Origin of the sequence: Labrenzia sp. THAF82, from assembly GCF_009363435.1 — a bacterium.
In the GTDB taxonomy this organism is placed as follows: domain Bacteria; phylum Pseudomonadota; class Alphaproteobacteria; order Rhizobiales; family Stappiaceae; genus Roseibium; species Roseibium porphyridii.
On sequence record NZ_CP045354.1, the window covers coordinates 659,616 to 678,964 of the forward strand.

20 protein-coding genes, 3 tRNA genes and 4 pseudogenes are annotated in these 19,349 nt (G+C 52.2%); 18 read left to right on the forward strand and 9 right to left on the reverse strand.

Features of this window, described 5'->3' with window-relative positions; translation table 11 throughout:
* The first annotated feature begins 7 nt into the window (after window positions 1-7).
* Window positions 8-724 (forward strand): outer membrane protein, encoded by a 717-nt coding sequence (locus FIV00_RS03220; RefSeq protein WP_173005860.1) that lies wholly within the window; start codon window positions 8-10, stop codon window positions 722-724.
* A gap of 187 nt (window positions 725-911) precedes the next feature.
* Here FIV00_RS03220 and FIV00_RS03225 read toward each other — a convergent pair whose 3' ends face one another.
* Window positions 912-1,664: an IS6 family transposase gene (locus FIV00_RS03225; RefSeq protein WP_152499447.1), complete on the reverse strand. Its 753-nt coding sequence runs from the start codon at window positions 1,662-1,664 to the stop codon at window positions 912-914.
* Between the two features lie 335 nt (window positions 1,665-1,999).
* A pseudogene (locus FIV00_RS03230) lies at window positions 2,000-3,025 on the reverse strand (IS110 family transposase).
* A gap of 392 nt (window positions 3,026-3,417) precedes the next feature.
* Between FIV00_RS03230 and FIV00_RS03240 the strand changes: the two are divergent.
* The 9 genes and pseudogenes from FIV00_RS03240 to FIV00_RS03280 form a co-directional block, all read left to right on the forward strand.
* Window positions 3,418-3,963 (forward strand): annotated as a pseudogene (locus FIV00_RS03240) (AAA family ATPase); the annotation flags it as partial.
* A 327-nt stretch (window positions 3,964-4,290) separates the two neighbouring features.
* Window positions 4,291-4,605 (forward strand): hypothetical protein, encoded by a 315-nt coding sequence (locus FIV00_RS03245; protein ID WP_152499450.1) that lies wholly within the window; start codon window positions 4,291-4,293, stop codon window positions 4,603-4,605.
* 428 nt (window positions 4,606-5,033) lie between these two features.
* Window positions 5,034-5,318, forward strand: coding sequence for a DUF1467 family protein (locus FIV00_RS03250; RefSeq protein ID WP_152499451.1), 285 nt, complete (start codon window positions 5,034-5,036; stop codon window positions 5,316-5,318).
* A 109-nt stretch (window positions 5,319-5,427) separates the two neighbouring features.
* Window positions 5,428-5,994, forward strand: coding sequence for a recombinase family protein (locus FIV00_RS03255; RefSeq protein ID WP_152499452.1), 567 nt, complete (start codon window positions 5,428-5,430; stop codon window positions 5,992-5,994).
* A 502-nt stretch (window positions 5,995-6,496) separates the two neighbouring features.
* Window positions 6,497-7,012, forward strand: coding sequence for a hypothetical protein (locus FIV00_RS03260; RefSeq protein WP_152499453.1), 516 nt, complete (start codon window positions 6,497-6,499; stop codon window positions 7,010-7,012).
* Between the two features lie 81 nt (window positions 7,013-7,093).
* Window positions 7,094-7,393: a transposase gene (locus tag FIV00_RS03265; protein ID WP_152499454.1), complete on the forward strand. Its 300-nt coding sequence runs from the start codon at window positions 7,094-7,096 to the stop codon at window positions 7,391-7,393.
* 165 nt (window positions 7,394-7,558) lie between these two features.
* Window positions 7,559-7,744, forward strand: coding sequence for a helix-turn-helix domain-containing protein (locus tag FIV00_RS03270; protein WP_209006797.1), 186 nt, complete (start codon window positions 7,559-7,561; stop codon window positions 7,742-7,744).
* A gap of 276 nt (window positions 7,745-8,020) precedes the next feature.
* Window positions 8,021-8,305, forward strand: a complete 285-nt coding sequence (locus FIV00_RS03275; RefSeq protein WP_152504091.1) for a type II toxin-antitoxin system RelE/ParE family toxin — start codon at window positions 8,021-8,023, stop codon at window positions 8,303-8,305.
* A 17-nt stretch (window positions 8,306-8,322) separates the two neighbouring features.
* Window positions 8,323-8,628, forward strand: a complete 306-nt coding sequence (locus FIV00_RS03280; protein WP_152499455.1) for a HigA family addiction module antitoxin — start codon at window positions 8,323-8,325, stop codon at window positions 8,626-8,628.
* A gap of 858 nt (window positions 8,629-9,486) precedes the next feature.
* Here FIV00_RS03280 and FIV00_RS03285 read toward each other — a convergent pair.
* Window positions 9,487-9,630 (reverse strand): annotated as a pseudogene (locus FIV00_RS03285) (transposase); the annotation flags it as partial.
* Between the two features lie 98 nt (window positions 9,631-9,728).
* Here FIV00_RS03285 and FIV00_RS03290 point away from each other — a divergent pair.
* Complete coding sequence (locus FIV00_RS03290) at window positions 9,729-10,043, forward strand: helix-turn-helix transcriptional regulator (protein ID WP_209006798.1); 315 nt, start codon at window positions 9,729-9,731, stop codon at window positions 10,041-10,043.
* A gap of 442 nt (window positions 10,044-10,485) precedes the next feature.
* On the opposite strand, the gene FIV00_RS03300 is transcribed toward FIV00_RS03290, so the two are convergent.
* The 3 genes from FIV00_RS03300 to FIV00_RS30525 form a co-directional block, all read right to left on the reverse strand.
* On the reverse strand, window positions 10,486-11,211 hold the full coding sequence (locus FIV00_RS03300) for a hypothetical protein (protein WP_152499456.1): 726 nt from the start codon (window positions 11,209-11,211) through the stop codon (window positions 10,486-10,488).
* A 251-nt stretch (window positions 11,212-11,462) separates the two neighbouring features.
* A tRNA-Leu gene (locus FIV00_RS03305) sits at window positions 11,463-11,548 on the reverse strand.
* A 1,182-nt stretch (window positions 11,549-12,730) separates the two neighbouring features.
* Entirely contained in the window at window positions 12,731-13,042 is a 312-nt protein-coding gene (locus FIV00_RS30525) for a type IV secretory system conjugative DNA transfer family protein (RefSeq protein ID WP_152504094.1), read from the reverse strand.
* A gap of 160 nt (window positions 13,043-13,202) precedes the next feature.
* Between FIV00_RS30525 and FIV00_RS03315 the strand changes: the two genes are divergently transcribed.
* Both FIV00_RS03315 and FIV00_RS03320 read left to right on the forward strand, forming a co-directional pair.
* Window positions 13,203-14,290 (forward strand): IS3 family transposase gene (locus FIV00_RS03315; protein ID WP_371419552.1). Its coding sequence is split into 2 segments (ribosomal slippage): window positions 13,203-13,464 and window positions 13,464-14,290, totalling 1,089 coding nucleotides; the frame shifts between segments, so codons are not numbered across the junction.
* Window positions 14,291-14,342: 52 nt separating this feature from the next.
* Window positions 14,343-15,875 carry a hypothetical protein gene (locus tag FIV00_RS03320; RefSeq protein ID WP_152499458.1) on the forward strand — a complete coding sequence of 511 codons (1,533 nt, stop codon included), beginning with the start codon at window positions 14,343-14,345 and terminating at the stop codon, window positions 15,873-15,875.
* Here FIV00_RS03320 and FIV00_RS30210 read toward each other — a convergent pair.
* Window positions 15,861-16,112 (reverse strand): annotated as a pseudogene (locus tag FIV00_RS30210) (IS630 family transposase); the annotation flags it as partial. The gene FIV00_RS03320 and the pseudogene FIV00_RS30210 overlap by 15 nt on opposite strands.
* 380 nt (window positions 16,113-16,492) lie before the next feature.
* Between FIV00_RS30210 and FIV00_RS29555 the strand changes: the two are divergent.
* From FIV00_RS29555 to FIV00_RS03345, 5 genes are all read left to right on the forward strand, one after another.
* On the forward strand, window positions 16,493-16,654 hold the full coding sequence (locus FIV00_RS29555; protein ID WP_173005864.1) for a hypothetical protein: 162 nt from the start codon (window positions 16,493-16,495) through the stop codon (window positions 16,652-16,654).
* 10 nt (window positions 16,655-16,664) lie between these two features.
* Window positions 16,665-16,741: transfer RNA gene (locus FIV00_RS03330), tRNA-Arg, on the forward strand.
* 67 nt (window positions 16,742-16,808) lie between these two features.
* The gene (locus FIV00_RS03335; protein ID WP_247649335.1) at window positions 16,809-17,075 is read left to right on the forward strand and encodes a WGR domain-containing protein; all 267 of its coding nucleotides are present in this window, start codon (window positions 16,809-16,811) and stop codon (window positions 17,073-17,075) included.
* A gap of 313 nt (window positions 17,076-17,388) precedes the next feature.
* Window positions 17,389-17,799, forward strand: coding sequence for a MucR family transcriptional regulator (locus FIV00_RS03340; protein WP_152499459.1), 411 nt, complete (start codon window positions 17,389-17,391; stop codon window positions 17,797-17,799).
* An 8-nt stretch (window positions 17,800-17,807) separates the two neighbouring features.
* Window positions 17,808-17,893, forward strand: a tRNA-Leu gene (locus FIV00_RS03345).
* A 177-nt stretch (window positions 17,894-18,070) separates the two neighbouring features.
* Here FIV00_RS03345 and FIV00_RS03350 read toward each other — a convergent pair.
* Window positions 18,071-18,478 (reverse strand): helix-turn-helix domain-containing protein, encoded by a 408-nt coding sequence (locus FIV00_RS03350; protein WP_209006799.1) that lies wholly within the window; start codon window positions 18,476-18,478, stop codon window positions 18,071-18,073.
* Between the two features lie 158 nt (window positions 18,479-18,636).
* Window positions 18,637-19,296, reverse strand: a complete 660-nt coding sequence (locus FIV00_RS03355; RefSeq protein WP_152499461.1) for a hypothetical protein — start codon at window positions 19,294-19,296, stop codon at window positions 18,637-18,639.
* Window positions 19,297-19,349: the final 53 nt, after the last annotated feature.

The window sequence follows — 19,349 nt, forward strand, 5'->3', positions numbered from 1 at the left end:
AATTCGAATGAGGGAAATAAAAAATACTATTCTTTTCATAGTATTTTCTGCATATTGCAGCCCAGTATATGCTGAAAGCGTATTTCTCAACGAAACTTATCTCAGAAGTGAGCTCGGTACCTCCATTGGAGCGCGCGCCGGGGAAACGCAACTTGCAGATGACGCCGGTTTTTTTCTGCCGATCGATGATTTCACTCTTGGAACCGGTCGTACTTTTGGTTTGGCCGTTGGTACCCGATTGTGCAAATCGATACGCACCGAAGCTCTTTTTCAGTACAGGCAGGGCCACAGTTTCGACCCAAGTCTGCAAGATTTTTTAGGTTTGGATTTTGGACTCCAGGCAGATGTGAGTTCCTACTCGCTCATGCTAGGTGGTATTTATGACGTCTTCTCCTTCGACGTAGGCAACCTCACGTTTACACCCAACGTAGCGGGTTTTGTGGGTTTGTCCCACAATAGAACCGGTGATTTGGAGGTTTCCGTAGGTACACAGAGCGTGCTTGTTGAAGGGGACAGCAAGACGGATTTTGCATGGGGCTTGGGCGGAGGTCTCGCAATTGGCCTAACCAACAACGTGTCGCTTGACTTGAGCTACAGATACATGGATCTGGGCAAATTTGAAGGAGGAACGCTGAGCAGGTCCATAAACGAGGAATTTACTCAAGGGTTCGATGGCAACTATACCACACAAGACCTCATGTTTGGTATTCGATATACATTTTAGCGGGATTGCCATTTTTGGACAGCCCAAGCTTTGCAAGAGTTTTCTTCCGTGATTTCGATCATGTTGCGAGCAGTCATTTGTCCGGCCGGGCTTGTCACGTTAACAAGCAGTCAGGCTTTGGCGAGATAGAACGGTCCTGTCGCAACCCTCACTGGCGGACAGAATTCTCCCATTTTGGGAGCGTTTTTCAGGCTTCGTTAACTTTTTCAATTCCGAAGATCACTGCCAGCAGATCGTTATGTTCGCGGACACTCCATTGACCGGTAAAGTCAAAGCCCTTCTTGAGCCACAGCATGGCTTCAAAGCTGGCGATGGTTCTTCTGGCTGAGTTGAACGAGCGGAACCCGCCGACCTTCGGCATGTTCTTTTTCACCCTGAAATGATCGCTCTCTATGCCTTGTTGCAAATGCTTGGTCACATAATGCACCGGATCCGAAGCAAGCAGGCCACCGTCAACCGCGTCGCCGATGGCCGGAGGAAAAGTGCCAGCACCATCGGTGCCGATTTTGCCCGGTGACAGCAGTGGGGCCTCCCGCAACATTTTTTGAAAGAACCGCTTGGCAGCATTCAGGTTGCGCTTTGCCGTGAGCAGGAAATCGACCGGATGTCCATGCTTGTCGATGGCCCGATACAGATAGCGCCATTGGCCCTTGATGCGCACATAGGTTTCATCGATGCGGACCGAGCCGCAATGCGGTTTGCGGAAGCGGCGTAGCCGTTTTTCGATCAGCGGCGCATACGCCAAAACCCATCTGTTGATGGTGCTGTGGTCTACCTTAAAGCCGCCTTCCAGGAACATTTCTTCCAGGTCTCTATAGCTCAGAGGATAACGCAAGTACCAGGACACCGCCTGGATGATCAACCAAGCCTCGAACTGCCTGCCTTTGAAGTCATCCTTCGATTGGCGTTTCAGTTTTTCAACGATGGCCCTCAGAATCATGACGCGGAACTCCAATGACAGGACCGCTCTTTCAACAGCCAAACCTCAAGGCGTGGTTAACACGAAAAACTTTGCGACATGTGTAGACGCCCTGATTGCAAGAGGATTTTTTTGGTTATTTGATCGCACGGTCGGGTGCTGACATGTGTCCGGCCTTTGATGCGGCTTTTGACTTGCCGCGGGCCCGTATGGTGTTCGAGTGTCAGGTCCAAAATCAAGCCCACGTGCTCAAAGGCACTGTGTCGCAAACTGGTTTTCCTGACCTCATCCCAAGATCGTTACGCCAAACTTCTAAAGACCTCTCTTGCGCCGCCGTCCCCGTAGCTGCTCCCGTTTTAAGCTTGAGCAGCCGGAGCCCTATATGTCTGACCGCTTGACATCACCGCCCAGACAATACGTGCCATCTTGTTGGCCAGAGCGACCCGAACCAGCATCGCAGGCTTGCGAGCGAGCATACGTTCGAGCCACGACCCTGACATTGCCCCCTTCTTTGCTCGCCAGCTGACCACACTATTTGCGCCAATAATCAACAATCGTCGCAATGAGCGCTCTCCCATCTTTGTCGTGGCTCCCAATCGCTGTTTTCCTCCTGTCGAATTCTGCTTTGGCGTAAGACCGAGCCAAGCTGCAAAATCTCGACCACGCCGGAAGGTTGCAGGGGGAGCCGCCAAGGCTACTATGGCAACTGCAATCAAAGGTCCGATCCCGGGAATTGTCATCAGTCGCCTCGCCGTCCCGCTCGCCTTCGCACGACGCGTGATTTCGCGATCCAGACCCTGAATGTGATCATCCAACCGGGACAGGCTATCGGTCAAATGGCTCAAAGCATCACGGGCCGTTTCGGGAAGAGCCATTGCCGGGTCGCAGATGTGATCCATCAACTTACCAGTGTTGCTCACGCCTTTAGGGACGATGACCCCAAATTCCGCCAGATGACCCCGCAGCGCATTGATGATCTGTGTACGTTGCCGGATCAATAGCTCGCGCGTCCGCAATATGACGGCAATGCCCTGACGCTCTTCACTCTTGACAGCAACAAATCGCATCGTCGGGCGGGTCGCGGCTTCACAAATCGCTTCCGCATCTGCAACATCGTTCTTCTGACGCTTCACGAATGGTTTCACGTAAATGGGCGGTATCAACCGAACCTCGTGTCCCAAACGGGTAAGCTCGCGTCCCCAATAGTGGGCACTGCCACAGGCTTACATCGCAACTAAGCACTTTGGTTGGGCCGCAAAGAAACTCAAAACCTGGCTACGCCGCAAGCGCCTGCGGAAAACAACTCCTCCTGATGAGTCTGCCCCATGAGCATGAAATACCGATTGCGCCAAATCCAAACCAATTGTATGAACTTCTGACATCGACGCCTCAAAATAGCATTGAAACAAAACCTACCTTGGCACATCTGAGCCAGCGGCAGGCGTCTAAATCATCAAGCCCCATTGAGGAGCTGGAACAGGCAAAGGTCGAAGCTACTCCTGACTAGCCAGATCAGAAGTGAACCGTACACAGGCAGTTCACCAGCTCTTATTTTCTCGTCGCATTTCTGGGTCACTACGGGTCTGCTCTGGAAGCTTGCAAGGCCGATAGCATTCCCCTGCAAGATCCTGATCGCCATTATTGCCGAAAAAGCCTTGCGTGATCCTGCTCACATCACCTCTCCGGGCGGATACTTTTGCGCTATGATCGACAGGGCAAATGATCAAAAACTAAACCTTGCTAAATCACTGCGAGCCCTTGCAAATGAGACAACATGAAACTTGACCAGACAAACAAGCGCGTCCTGATCACCGGCTGTTCAGGAGGCGGAAAATCGACCCTTCTGGCGGAACTTGCCGCCCGCGGATTTGCCGTAGTGGAAGAGCCGGGACGGCGTATCATCAGGCAAGAGCTGGAAGGCAACGGAAAGGCCCTGCCATGGAACGAAGTAGCTGCATTTGCCCGCCGCGCCGTTGAAGTGGCCAGGCACGATTATGAAACGGTGGAAGACAAAACCGGATGGGTCTTCTTCGATCGGGGGATCATCGACGCCTGTGCCGCCCTTCAACATGTGACCGGTGAGCCGCTCAAAAAAGACGTCCTCACTGCAAACCCTTATCATCAGCGCGTCTTTCTTGCCCCGCCCTGGCCGGAAATCTATGCCGCTGACCCGGAACGTCAGCATAGCTTCAACGACGCCGTTGGAGAGTATGAGCGGCTCGCCGCCCTTCTGCCAACGCTTGGATACGAAGTCAGCATACTGCCCAAAGTCTCCGTCAGAGAACGGGCCAATGCCATCATCGAAGAGCTCCTGGAACCTGAAGACGTTGCTGCCGCAAGGGCCATCCTCACCGCGCTCAATCTCGTCCTTGGAGACAACGGCCAAAAACCCGTCTCAAAACAGCAGGCCGTCAACGAGCTCATACCAGGATCGGTATCTTTACGAAACTGGTTCCTCTATCTGGTCGATGAAGCTCTCCTTCATGACACCGAACACCAGGACCATGTCCGCGCCATCCGCAAGGCTCTCGCCTTCAGACCAAAAACCTTCCAAAAGGCCTGCGAAAAAGCCATCGAAATCGTTACATAGAGAGACATTGGCACTCCCGCTCTCCCGCTGAAACAAACAAGGGAAACCAATCAAAAAATGTTTGCCGGAATTCTGCCAAAAGACGTTGTCAGCACACGCCAGGACCTGCCTGACGGAACCCCGGCCTTTTACCTCAATCACGAAAGGCTCGGCGAACTCGGCAGGATCCTCGTTCTTCAGGCCGGAGACGGGCAAACCAACATCCGCACCGAAATCACCGGTGACAATACCGACCCCATGGCCGCACAAAGACGGGCCATCTTTGAGCCCATCGCCCTGAAACTGCAAAGCGAGCTGCAAAGACTACTCGGCGCATCATCACCCCAAGAGGTCAATTCCGAGCTCCCTCCCCGCCAGGCCGATCCCATGTGATCCCTTCAAAGCTCATGCAATGCAGTGAATCTGAGGAATTCTACGCCCATCTCATCTTCGTTGAGACACGACCCCAGACTCAGGCAACACCAGGCGAGATGGAAAACACCGCCAGGATCATGTTCCCCAAAATCAAGGAAATCGACCTGCCCACCTGGATCATCGGCGCACCCATGGACCACGGCGTGCCCGTATTGGAGATCTGGTTGCGTTCGCCTCACTTGTCACAAAAAGTTCCAGACTTGCCCAATGATTTTAAGTGTAAAAATTCTCGAACTGCTCATGGCGTAGGAATTGGGAAAGTTCACTCAGCGCGAGGTTTTTGTGTATATCCAGCTTGCCTTCAGAAATCGAACCTGTCAGTCAGACGCAAACCTGAAACGATTCAAACGGGCCCTGAAACCAAATTGGAAATGGAATAGAACAGGATGTCAGTGACGCTCAGCATAGCTCTGTTTTTCATGATGTGGTGGATCGTTCTTTTTGGGATCTTACCCTTTGGCATCAAACGGAGCCAAGAAGAAGCAGGGGATGTAATCCCCGGAACTGCGGAAAGCGCACCGGATCAACCTTTGTTGTGGCGGGTCATCATTTTAACGACGGTAGTGACCTGCATCTTGTTTGGGGCCTATTCGTGGATGCGTGCGTCAGATTTCAGTCTGGACGATATTCCATTTTTTGTTCCTCCGAGTCTGAGCAGCGAGAAGCACTGATCCAGGCAAGGTAACCGCATGAAGGTCGCGGGACGGACCGTGTGTCCGAAACCGAAAACTGTCCTTTATTCGGCTTGTCTAAAATTGCATGGCGTGATTAATTCCGGACATGAAAATCGGATATATCAGAACATCGACCGACGACCAGTCAGGTGCCGGTCAACGGGACGCGCTCAGAGCCGCTGGATGTGAGCGCATTTTTCATGACAAGGGTGTTTCGGGAGGGGCGGTTAGTAAGCCGCAGCTCGAACACGCATTGCAGGCAGCCTCCGAAGGAGACGCTCTGGTCGTGACGCGGCTTGACCGGCTGGCGCGGTCGATGAAGTTCCTGATTGAAGATGTCGAACGGATCGGGGGGCTTGGTATTGACTTCGTATCGCTACATGAAGCGATCGACACGACAACGCCGGGCGGGCGACTGTTTTTCCATATCAGTGCGGCCTTTGCCGAATTCAAACGGGATGTGATCCGGCAGCGAATGAAAGAGGGCAGGGCTGCCGCGAAGAGGGCAGGGCGGCCGGTTGGCCGGCCACCGTCAATCACCGATGATCGCTGGCCCGGCATCCGCCAGATGCTCGATGGCGGCATGACGATTGCAGCCGTGGCGCGGACCGCCGGCGTCCCGCGCCAGGCAATTTACCGTCGGCTCCAGGCTGATGCCAAAGCGGGCAGCTGACATCGAGCTGCCTTGGCCCTCTTTGGTGTCGCGTGTCACAGGCGCGGGGCGTTTCAATGGGCTATTCCTAGACCAGCAGCGAGACGGGGCTCGTTTGAGCCACAGTGTTGTCCCCACACGTCCAGCTGCTGATTACTTCATTTATTTTAGCGCCCATTCTTCGTGAGCGGGCGTCTTTTTTCTGCGGAGCCCACCATCTGATAATTCCGGTGCAGCACACCTAAGGCGAGCGGGTTGTCGTCCCTGCCCCCGATCGGGCGCGGATGCCGGCCGGCCGCGAAGGTTCGTTGGGCCGCTGCGATCACCCTAAACATCGCCCTCTCATGCAAAGGCCACGAATGTGCGTTGACCAGTCCTGTGTCCTTTCCAAAAAAGCATTCGTGAATGGTAACCAGAAGCGGATCAAAGTAATGGCGCGATATGTACTAAAAAACACTAATACAGAAGTCGCACCCACTTATCTTTTAAAAGAAACTTCATAAAAATCCGCACAGGAGAAAATATGAGCATACAATTACCTAGCGCCAAGAGCAGCCAAACGGCTTTTGTGAATAAAATGGAAACGTTTGATGCTTCTACCAGTGTGATTATTAAGGGAAATACCACTTTTTTTAATCGGGTTGCAATAAAATTGTCGAATCCGATTTCCAGATTACTGGGTACACCCACAAGAATAAAGGTCGAAGCAAAACTCCGAAATAAACGGCGCGAGTTGGAACGTGGTTACAGAGATAATATCCTGGACGCACTTAAGAATAATACATGGCTTATGAAACACATACATGAAACGAGAAAAAGGAACAGCGAATCTCAAGATGTGTCGGTCCGAATAGAAAAAGAGAAAGAATACATTAAAAAAACAGCAAAAAAAACTATTGAAAATTGGGAGAGCAACGGTGAGCCGCTTAAACAGGAGATACGAGGAGGATTTTTTGATTTACTTACCGACCCTGTAATATACTTGGGAGAGTTGATTGATATCTCAAAAAAAGAGAGCCCGATTATTCGTCGTTTGTAAACGGGGTCTGCAGGCCATTGGGTGACTTTGCCCCATGAATCCGGACCGGGGTTAAAGTAAACCTTTGGAACGGAGGCGCTGATGACCAAGCAAACGAGACGGCGGTTCACACCTGAGTACAAGGAGCAAGGGGTTGCGCGCTTGTCCGAAGACGGGGTCACTTATGCCAGTCTTGCGGGAGAGTTAGGCGTGACCAGCAGTCAGCTAAAGAGCTGGCACCTTGAGCTGCTGGCAGCAGGGTCTGCTGCGGCTTTGGCTCAGAGCCAAGTAGAGGCAGCTGAGTTGACGCAACTGCGCTGTGACAACAAGCGGCTGAAGGAAGAGAATGAGGTTATGCGCAAGGCATCCGCTTTTTTCGCGCAATGGGCGGCGAAGACATGATTACGAAGCTCGCGTTCATCGCTGCCCAAGTTGCCCATCATTCGATCCGCCTGCTTTGCCGCGTCCTTGGCGTGAGCCGGAGTTGGTTTCACAGTTGGCAACGCACTGCCTCAAAACGGGCAGCACGTGCAACCAGACAAGGGGCAAGGTCAAACCAAAGAGAGAATGGCTGCTGCGAAGAGGGCAGGGCGGCCGGCTGGTCGGCCACCGTCAATCACCGATGACCGCTGGCCCGGCATCCGCCAGATGCTCGATGGCGGCATGACGATCACGGCCGCTGCGCGGACCGCCGACGTCCCGCGCCAGGCAATTTACCGGCGGCTGGAGGCTGATGCAGAAGCGGGCAGCTGACATCGAGCTGCCTTGGCCCTCCTTGGTGTCGCGCGTCACAGGCGCGGGGCGTTTCAATGGTCTATTCCAAGACCAGCAGCGAGACGGGGCTCGTTTGAGCCACAGTGTTCTCCCCATACGTCCAGCTGCTGGTTACTTCATTTATTTTAGCGCCCGTTCTTCGTGAGCGGGCGCCTTTTTTTCTGCGGAGGCCTCCACCGGATGCTTTGGGTAAGTATAGTGAGTGCGAATTGTCCGCTTGACGTACTGCGTATCTTGTTGCTACCTTATTTATTGATGATACTGAACTACGCAGACAAAAAGACTGAGAAATTTGCCAAAGGGCAGTTCGTCAAGGCGTTCCAAGGGTTCGAAGATCAAGCCGAAAAACGGCTTGCGATCCTGAATGCTGCTACCTCGCTAAATGATCTGCGTTCCTTGCCAAGCAACAGGCTGGAATCCTTACGCGGTGACAGGGCAGGGCAGTACTCCATTAGGATCAACCAGCAATACCGCATTTGCTTCAAGTGGCCTGAAGATCAGCAGGGAGCAAGTGACGTGGAAATCGTGGATTACCACTAGGAGAAAGGAGAAAACCGATGTTTGAAAGAACAGTCCATCCGGGAACTATTTTGAAAGATGAGCTGCTGGAGTTGGGAATCTCCCCAACCGAACTTGCACGTCAGATCGACGTTCCGGCTAACCGCATAAGCATGATTTTGAATGGCAAGCGTGCGATTTCAGGAGATACCGCTTTGCGGCTTGGACACTGGTTTGGCAACGAGCCTCAATTCTGGCTCAACCTGCAAAATCAGTTCGACCTAGCTGCCGCCGAGAAAGAAACAGGTGGGGTAATAGACGCTCTACCAACAAAAGATAGTCTGCCGCAGCAAAGCTTGCTCTAGCTGGTCAAGGAGCTGTTGTCAAAAGTAGTGTCTAGGCGGTCATGATGCGGCGGCTTGAATTCCAAGCCCGGATAATCTCAATTCGCAACAGCTATTCAGCTTCGGGAGATTTGACAGGGCCGATTCGCTAGTTAAGCGGCCCATATTGCGGCACAGCGTAACGAACAATTCCGGTTCCGCACAGATAGGAGCCTGCAAAGGAGCGCTCAGCTCCAAGCGCAGGGCTGAAGCACCCCTGCCTGCGGTTTTCGTAGGGGAACATTTCCGCCGACCGATCTCAGTGCAGCAACAATCTCTTCGCGGGACAGGCCAATGTCTGCCCGGCGGCTATCGGGTTCGCACAACAAATCGCGGTAGATCTGCTGTTTGCGATGATTTGAGAAAAATGCTTTCAGCTGCCGGATCCCAGGGGCCATGGGCATGGGGAAGGTCTTACTGTGGGACGTGGTGTGGCACTGAGTTGAGATCGCTTGATCAGTCATCGAATTGCACCTTTTTGCGGACATGAAACCGTCAGCCATAGAGCCTTCAGACGGTCTTGCATCGGATCTGTTCCTTTGGCGTCGCATTCACTTTCTGCAAGCGCCACTTGACCTAATGTGGGTCATGCGATGCTGTCCGCGTGTGACTGCGGTCACAGCCGCATTATTGCAGCACTGCTGCGACGGCCTAAATTTCTGGGCATGTGTGTGGTGTTTCGATGGGCTATCTAAAGATCAGCAGCGAGGCGAGGTTCGTTTGAGCCGAAGGTTCCTCCCAAGACGTCTTGCTGCTGTCTCTTGGTCCCGATATTGAGCGCCCGTTCCTCGTGAGCGGGCGCTCTTTTTTGGGCCTCTCGATGGCGACGCGGAGGCCTCACCGAGGCAGGCAATTGGTTCGTTTTGTCCGGTGACGGATCGTGGCGACTGTGCACTCGATGGGATTGGAGGTCCGGAGGCTCTGCCAATGCTGGGCTGGAAAGTCGTAGAAAATCAGCAACTCGCTGCGGTCTTTGATCCGGCATTGTGTTCAGATCATTGCTGCGTGCCGATCGTCACAGGTCAAGGCGCATTCGGTCCTTTAGATAAGAGGCATCGGCAACACATCGTGGCGAGGGCAAGATGAACCATCCAGCGAAACTCCACCAGCAAATCAAGGCAGCGTCGGACGCATTTGCCATGATGGTGGAAACCCATTTTGCAGCCTGGAACCTGACTGCAGAGGAAAGCGCAGTCGCCCGGCTCGGCCTGCAAGGATACGGCGTTGATGAGTGTGCCGACATTCTTCAGACCCGTCCGGAGATAGCGGAACACCATCAGAACAACGTCTTCTTCAAGGTCGGCGTGTCCTGCTGGTCCGATCTTATGCGCTTCATGACCGAACAGCTGCTCAGCGGCGCGAAACGCGAGACGCCGTGCCCCTTCGTATGGAGCTGAACGCTCGAACGGCTTACCTTGCCGCCTATTGGTAACGGCTTGAGATTATCGTGGTTTGTGCGCGAGGTCATCGAGATACTTGCCCCCCAATAGCCCAGTTTTGTTCTGCCCTTAAGTCTCGGGCAAGCCAGTCCTTTCATTGCTTTGAGAATTCCGCAGCGCGGGCCCTCTTCTCATTCCAAGGTAGCCTTATGCGACTTAAAACTCCTGCGCTGCCACATCCTGCCGCCCATGAATGACCCGCAATATGGTCACCGTGTCCGCATCAGTGCGGAAATAAAAACAACGCTCGCGATAGGGCAGAGCTCGTAGCCCCGGGCGTATCCAGTCACGGGGTGCTCCCGTGAAACCGATCTTGGCGATAATCTCAATCCGCTACAATTACAGTTCCACTTTGGGTTCGCTCGATCAACAAGACCCGAAAGTTTCAAATCCGCGACACCTACTGTTTCTTCGCCTTCTGTTTCTTCGGCTCATCAAACATTTTCCAAAGTTCAGCTCTAGAAGTGGTTGTTGGCCCAAGTTTTACTAACTCCCACTCTTCATCCTTTATGCGCGCGAATTGATTAATATCCAACGAGAAGAAATATTTCTTTTTCTTATCGATCCATAGATCTTCCAATTTTTTACAATCAAAATCAGCCAAGCCGATTTCGGCCAGAGTAAAATCTGGTAATTGTTTGAAACGATCTATATCCATAGTCATAATAAGGTGGAAGCACCGCGCATCTCGCCACATGTCACCTAAAAACTCATTCCATTGATTTTCATTACCCAATTGGTCCACAAAACCCAGGTCTGCGGCCCAGGTGTCCAAATGGCCGCTCTTTGCAGCAGCAAGAAATTGATTTTTCGGTAAAGATAGTAAATTTCTGACTCTACTTGGAAATTTTTTAAAAAGAGGCTCAAGTTCTATTGAGGCTCTCAAGCATTTCCGCTCCAGAGCCGCATCATTATAATATTTTACTTTTTTTGGTTTAGTTGCTTTCGCGGTAGTTAAATAAACAACGTCCACCTTATGAATTGTATTTGGTGTCTTGTTTGAGCGCTTTTTATGAAAGGCACAGACGATCTTTCGAAAGAGATTCTTTTTTTTGTGTGCCTGTCCCGTTTCCAAAACATGATTGCTTGGTTTATGGATTAATGCTGGTGAAGCTGTAACACTCATTTCTAACCGCACTCCTGCAAAAAAAACTATCAAATCAGTTGTAAAAGACTGATAGCATTTGGATTTAGATCTAAATGTAATCTTTGGCACTGCTCTCCTAAGAAAAGATCGTTGGTGTAAAATGCGACCGCGATGGCGGCGCGATAGGCCTGCAGCACAGTATTGCAGAAATCTGGGAAGAGGCACCTACGCGCTGGCTCAGGGTTTGCGCAAGACGGTAACCGTCTGCGCTCAGAGGTCAGCGTCAGATTTGGTGCGGACAGCGGGACTCGAACCCGCACGACTCAAGGCTTTTGGATTTTAAGTCCGGTATGTCTACCAGTTTCATCATGTCCGCGTTCGGATTCACCTGGTGCGCCCGTATTTTGTCCCCAAGACCGGATAATCTCAATCCGCTACATCTACACCAAGGCCGCCTGGCGGCGGTTCTGCTAATCTAGAATGCTTGGTTGTCTAGTATTAGCAGGCGGATCCATGAGCACACTGGGAACCCGCGGATCTGTTTCTGGCTGGCTTTCAGGAATCTGGGTGGGCTTTATCACAACCCTATTCAAGACATTTCGGTCAGCAAGAGTCTTATTGTCTGCACATTTGGCGGCAGATGCCCGTCTACGCTTAAGGGTCATTGCCTCTGTTTGTTTTGCGAGAAATTCTTTGCTCATGTCAGTCCGACCAGTGCGATCATTCGTTTCGTCACGGGCTAGAAGCTTGTGCAATTTGTCTTTTTCTTCAACTGGCGCTTGTAAATAAGCATCTCGAACTGACTGTCTAAGAGTGAATTGAACGACACGGCCACAAAACCTGATAGGGCAAGTTACAACGCACACTATTCCGCGGACAAATAAAGTCAGAGGGCCAGTCATGCAAGAAAGAGGATTGGTCATAATGTTCTCCAGCGCGCGGAACCGAAGCCTATTGCATCGCAAATTGCAGCTGTGGATCCCTCGGACCGCGTCGGTTCGTGATACAAGTACATTAGCTGTACGTATGAGGATTACACGTAAAAATTGCATAGAGGCCGGGCCATATGCTATGTGTTATTTAGTACTCAGGCGGCCATAAAGTGACCTATCGGCAATAAGGCGTATTTGGGATAGGTCGCGGGCGGATCATGATTAACGCATCACGGTGCGATGAAGATACAAATCCTGTCCACAATCTGGGGATCGAAGAGGCCGGGGGGCCAGCCAAGCCGCTCCAGGGGACAGGCATAGCTCAAAACCTTCCAGGCTTGAAGCCTTGGCGTTGACAATGCCGTCATTCGCTGGCCGAAAGCAGGCAGGCTTTCAAGGTGTCGCGCGTCACAGGTGTGTGGTGTTTTGATGGGCTATCTAAAGATCAGCAGCGAGGCGAGGCTCGTTCGAGCCGAAGGTTCCTCCCAAGACGTCTTGCTGCTGTCCTTTGGTCCCGATATTGAGCGCCCGTTCCTCGTGAGCGGGCGCTCTTTTTTGGAGCACTCGATGGCAACGCGGGGGGCCTCACCGAGACATGCCTTTGTTTCAATTTGCAAACTATTTGTCTACGCGATGATGTAGGGGTTTGGGTCTGCGTGTTTTTTGCAGTCTGGCCTGAGGAAATAGCGCGGTTGCCACAGGTGCATGGGGGCTTTTTCGACGTTTCTGGTGCGGGCCAGAACGATCTGTTTGCGATAGTCCATGTTTCTGAGGTCTTCCGGTGTGACGAGGGGCCTTTGAATGAGGCGCTCCGAGTTTTCCGTTTCGGCCTTGAACGTGGCCTGGCCGATCAGGTCGGAGACTTCCTCGCTGATACGCCCAAACTGCGTAGAAGATGATCGACCTGGGAAAACGGAACTCTGAATTATTAAAGCGATCTACCAAACCGAAACCAGATTAACAACTTCGCAACCCCCATCCCTTTTCTCAATCTGATCTAGCGCGAAATGCCCAAGGATGAGGCGATGGTAATCGTCCCCAAAAACCAACGGGTTGAAAATTGGACTTCTCCGGCCTTTGATGCGCTTGGAGAACGACATGAAGAAATCAAGAATTACGGAAAGCCAGATCCTGGCAGTTTTGAAGCAGGGTGAGAGCGGGGTCCCAGTCGCCGATCTTTGCCGGGAGCACGGGATCAGCAACGCGACGTATTACAACTGGCGTTCCAAATATGGCGGGATGGACGCTTCGTTGATGTCTGAGATGAAGGCGATGGCCGAGGAGAACCGCCGACTGAAGAAGATGTATGCCGAGATGGCAATGCAGAACGAACTGCTGAAGGATGCTCTGGGAAAAAAGCCTTGAGGCCGTCTCAACGTAGAGAGATGGCCATGAATGCAATCCGTCTGCGTGGCGTGAGCATTGCGCTTGCTTGCCGGACTTTCCAGATCAGCGAAAGCTGCTATCGCTATGAACGCAAACTGGGCGACGAGAATGCCGAGATCGCAGACTGGCTGGTGCGGCTGACGACAACACACCGTACCTGGGGCTTCGGCTTGTGTTTCCTTTACCTGCGCAATGTCAAAGGCTTTGCTTGGAACCACAAGCGCGTCCGGCGGATTTATCGTGCTCTGGAGTTAAACCTGCGCATCAACCCGAAGAAGCGTCTGGTTCGGGAAAAGCCGGAGCCGTTGGTTGTGCCAAACGAGGCAAATGTCACCTGGTCAATGGACTTCATGTCGGATCAGTTGGCCGATGGGCGTAGCTTCAGGACTCTGAACGTGCTGGACGACTTCAACCGGGAGGGGTTGGGCATTGAGGTGGACATCTCCATTCAGGCCCTACGGGTAATCCGTACGCTGGAGCGGATTATCGAATGGCGCGGCAAGCCCCTTAACATCAGGGTGGACAATGGCCCGGAAAACGTCAGTGCGGCGTTGCAAATGTGGGCTTCACGGCGCGGGATCGGGCTGCAATACATCCAGCCCGGCAAACCGCAACAGAACGCCTATATCGAGCGCTACAACCGAACCGTCCGCCATGAATGGCTCGGACAATACATATTCAACACGATCAAGGAGGCACAGGATCACGCCACACGCTGGCTATGGACATACAACAATGAGCGGCCAAATATGGCCATCGGCGGCGTTACGCCGAAAATGAAACTGACAGCTGCAGCCTGAAGTCCAGTTATCGACCCCGCGAAAAATGGGATGATTACCGAAGGGCGCTCACATGGGTGACATCAAAGTTCCAGGATCTGGCTCACAAGCTAGCCAGTCGGGTGCGGTGCCTCCCCAAGGAAGGGTGATAACCGGTCACTTTAATGGCAAGACTGTTGATCAGATTGTCAAGATTGGAAAGGAGAGTGATCCTGTAGGTGCCTTTAGGTATCTGTTTCGATTGGCACAAAATAAAAATAGCGAGGCTATAGAGGCCCTTAGAGGAGCGGCTCTGACGGCGCCTCTTAAACCGCAATGTACATTTAGTGCACTCGCTAAATCAGCAATGCCAGCAATACCAGCAATACTCACTGAATTAGATAAGTCAGAAAAGTTAGCACGAAATGCGGCAGAGCAAAAAGAGAGCGACGAGGGCGGCTCTGTCCGGCAAGTCGGCCCCTCTCTTGGGACACGACTAGATAGATACAATGCTCTAATAAAACTGCTAAAGTCTGAGTATCGCTGTAGGACCGATCCGCTACGTGATGACACGAATCTCCTGACAGGAAAAGCCAAAGTAGGCGAGGAAACCAGCCTGACGTTTTCGCAGTTTCACGAAAAGTTAGAAGAAAAGGGTGTCGCCAAAATAGCTGTTGCTTGGTTTAAGGTATTGGCAGAGTGCAAACTTAGACCTGAAGAACGGATCAAACAGCAAACCGAAGAACGGATCAAAATCCAGACTGCATTGGTCAAAGCTTTAAATAAGTTAAGAAAGCCTTTAATTGAAAAGCTAGAACAGGTACGCAAATCCAGATTCTCAGAAAATAGCACAAAGTTCTTTGATTTCCTGAGGTACTTTCGTAACACTGATGAAAAGCTTATGTTGCTGATGTGTGAGTTGCAATTGCTGTTTCCTGATGCATCCTTCAAAGAGCTTTTTTATGCAGTTAATTGGTTTGATGACGCAGCTATGGTACGGCTCAAAGAGTTGAAAAAGCTGTTTCCTAATGCGTCCTTCAAAGAGCTTGTTGACTCAGTTCGTTGGCTTAATGCCGATCATATGGAGCTGCTCAAAGAGCTGAAATTATTTATTCCTAGTCAAAAGAAGCTCGGACGAGTTTTTAGAATTGCTCGTAAACATTTTAATAAAATTGAAATTGTTAAGGAGCTTAAACCGAATTGTAAAGGCCTGAATATATACCAGTTGGAAGAGCTGTTAGATAATATCGAAAACAGGATTGAGGCACTGAAAGAAAAGAAAGTTCTGAGTTTATTTTGCCAGCTATTTCTGCTATTCCCTGGTGAAGGGGTACAACTACTTCTAGTTACGGTCAATGTCCTTAAGGCCGAACAATTAGAGCGGATGAAAGAGCTGAAAGGGTTGTTTTCCTATGCGACCTTCAGAGAATGTCGCGGCGCGGCCCGTCAACTTGATGCCGATGGTATGGGGCGGCTCATAAAGCTACGAGAGCTGTTTCCTGATGCGCACCTCAGAGAACTTTCTGATGCGACCAATTGTTTTGACACCGAGGCTATGGTTTGGCTCATCACGCAAAAAAGGAATTCGCCAGACAAAACCCTCCAACAGCTTTCAAATAAGAGCTAATGGAATTGACTCCAACCTTTGAACCCCTCGATTTCGAGCGGCAATGATCTTGTCAGGATCAGCCTTCCAGACGATTGGCTTGGGCTCGTTGGCGTTGTACTCTGGGATGAGGCGTTTGATGGCTGCCTAGCGATCAAAGATGGAATGAAAGACGCCGTTTTTGAGCTGCCGCCGGCTCAGTTTGGCGAAGAAGCCTTCGACGACATTGAGCCATGAGGAAGGGGTTGGCGTGAAGTGGATCGCCTCATCCTTGGGCATTTCGCGCTAGATCAGATTGAGAAAAGGGATGGGGGTTGCGAAGTTGTTAATCTGGTTTCGGTTTGGTAGCACGCAGACCCAAACCCCTACATCATCGCGTAGACAAATAGTTTGCAAATTGAAACAAAGGCATGTCTCGGTGAGGCCCCCGCGTCGCCATCGAGAGGCCCAAAAAAGAGCGCCCGCTCACGAGGAACGGGCGCTCAATATCGGGACCAAGAGACAGCAGCAAGACGTCTTGGGAGGAACCTTCGGCTCAAACGAGCCTCGTCTCGCTGCTGATCTTTAGATAGCCCATCGAAACACCACACACCTGTGACGCGCGACACCTTGAAAGCCTGCCTGCTTTCGGCCAGCGAATGACGGCATTGTCAACGCCAAGGCTTCAAGCCTGGAAGGTTTTGAACTATGCCTGTCCCCTGGAGCGGCTTGGCTGGCCCCCCGGCCTTTTCGCTCCCCAGATTGTGGACAGGATTTGTATCTGCATCGCCGCAAGGGTGCAGATCCTGTTCATGATCTGACGCAAAACATGGCCCCGTAGCTCAGCTGGATAGAGCACTCGCCTTCTAAGCGAATGGTCACAGGTTCGAATCCTGTCGGGGTCGCCAGCTTCGTGAACTGGCGTCTTGGTCCAGGTGAACGATGTGCGCAAGCGCCCGGGCGTGGAGGGCTATCGTGGGCACACAGATGTTGCAAACCTATCTGGAAAAACTCGATCCCCCGAACAATGCCGCCCGGTTCTACCGGATGGCGGTTCTGCCGAACCTGTTTGGGGAATGGACACTCTACCGGGAATGGGGCCGCATCGGTCAGGGTGGGCAGGTCCGGCTGGACTGCTACGAACACGAAAGCCAGGCGGTCGCAGCGCTGATGGCCCTGGAGGCTTCCAAACGTGCACGTGGATATTGGGCCGAGCCTCAACAGAGGACTATGTTTGACTGACCGACAGAGGTCAGAATTGAAAACAGGCAGGGACAGCTATAGTTTTCCGTCTGCTGGCATGTTGTCAGCCGAAGACCTGGCATTCAGGCATACCCACTCAACATGTGTTTGAACATCAGGTGCGGTCGAAGTCGAAGCATTCGCATTGCCCGCTATAACTTCGATCGCAGACAGGTCGGCAGTGTCAAACGGCACTGTCGACCATTCTTGTATGCATTACTGAATAACGCAATTCAGAATGGTGGCTGTGCCGCTCTTGAGAAGAGGAATGTTGCCAGCTCTCCTCACCCGTTTGAACACATGCAGGAACCTTATGAACGACATCAACGCCGAAACCAGCCTCATCGATTGCACCGCTGACATTGTGGCGGCCTATGTCAGCAACAACACAGTCAACACGTCGGACCTGACAGGTCTGATCAGCTCCGTTCACGAGGCTCTTCGCAAGAACAGTGACGGGACCTTGGACGAAGCGCCCCAGGAACCGGCGGTGCCCATCAACAAATCGGTCCATTCGGACTACATTATCTGTCTGGAAGACGGCAAAAGGTTCAAATCCCTCAAGCGCCATCTGCGGGCCTATTATGGCATGACCCCGGAAGACTACCGGGCCAAGTGGGGTCTGAAAGAAAGCTACCCGATGGTGGCACCAAACTATGCGGCTTTGCGCGCTGAGCTCGCAAAGAAATCGGGCTTGGGGACAAAATACGGGCGCACCAGGTGAGCCCGAACGCGGACATGATGAAATTGGTAGACATACCGGACTTAAAATCCGGAAGCCTTGAGCTGTGCGGGTTCGAGTCCCGCTGTCCGCACCAAATCTGACGCTGACCTCTGAGCGCAGACGGTTGCCGTTACCGTACCCATTCCGGCGAAAAGAATTTCGGGGAGGCGAGAGCAATCCGCGCGTGAAGAGGTGGCGTAGCATGCTGAGGGAGGAAAGCGTCCAATGCCAGCGGTACAGCGCGCGTCGATTTCGACGCGCGCTCAGGCAATTACGGAACAGATGCCAATTCCTTGACGATTGTAAGCGCAAGACGTCGGCGGGCAAGAGTGGTGATTTGATTGAACGCCTGAACCAGCTCGATGGCATCCTCGTGCTTCAAGAGCCTTTTTTGGCGTATGGCTTCCTCAGGTGAACACAGTGACTTGAGGGCGACGTTTGGAGCCCCATCGAAAAAGTACGAAATAGGCTCATCCAGAATACGGGCGACCGTTGCAATTCTGCTTGCGGCAATTCGATTAACCCCAGCCTCATATTTTTGTAGCTGCTGATAGGTAATTTCTAGTTTCGCTGCCAAGGTTTTTTGAGTGAACCCGGCTTGCACCCGGGCTGTTCGAATTCTCATGCCAATGTGTTTGTCTAAAGAGATGGTCTTTTTGGGACCTGTGGATACCGACACTCTGCAACCTCCGACTTTAAAGGTCTCTGGAAAAGGGCCTCGCACCAGAGACGGCACGTTGGGATACATAGGAACAAGCATCCGATTACCGTGCAGATCGCCGAAGGCGAACCGTTCGCTGACGCGTATCTGATCGCCCTATTTCTTTTTAAGAGTTGTCATTTACGCCGCGACGGGAGTGATGGGTTTCTGGTGCCAAGATGTCGGTTCAGAAAGGTTTTGGCCTCTAAAGCGGACACCTGGTTCGGGTAACCTTCTGGCGGTCTAACTTTGCGGTGCTCCACAAGTTTGGCGATCCATTTCATATGGTTCTTCGTTGCCGGTTCGCATGCGTGGATCCATGCGTTAAGGATTTGTGCATCGCGCAAACCTTCCTCAGGCAAGGCAGCTCCAGTGTGCTCCGCAATCTGCATTGCTTGTCTGACCTGCGCGGAGGTCGGCAGAGTGGTCGCATCACAGGGCTCTTGAGGTGTCTGCCGAACCAAAGCTTCGCAAAGATCGGAATGTTTTTCTTTGACTTGGCTGCAGACCGGCGATCCCTTGACCTTCTCAGGCATGCGATCAACGACCAGGGTCTGATTTACGAGTGTGATCGCAGCTTGAATCAACTGCGGAGAAGCGCATAGCTGCTCGAAGAACGTCCGGGCACTAACCGCAGTGAAAAGGATGTTATTGAGGCGCGCTTCAATATCCCCGGTTGAGGTGGCGTCGACATTATTGTTGCTGACATAAGCTGCCACAATTTCGGCAGTGCGCCCGACAAGGCTGGTCTCGAGCTGTGTACTTTTCATTGTTTTCCCTGTGTGCGCAAGATGCAATCTTAAGCCAGCCCGCACCAACTAGAACCACCATAGCGTGCGCTCGCCTAAAG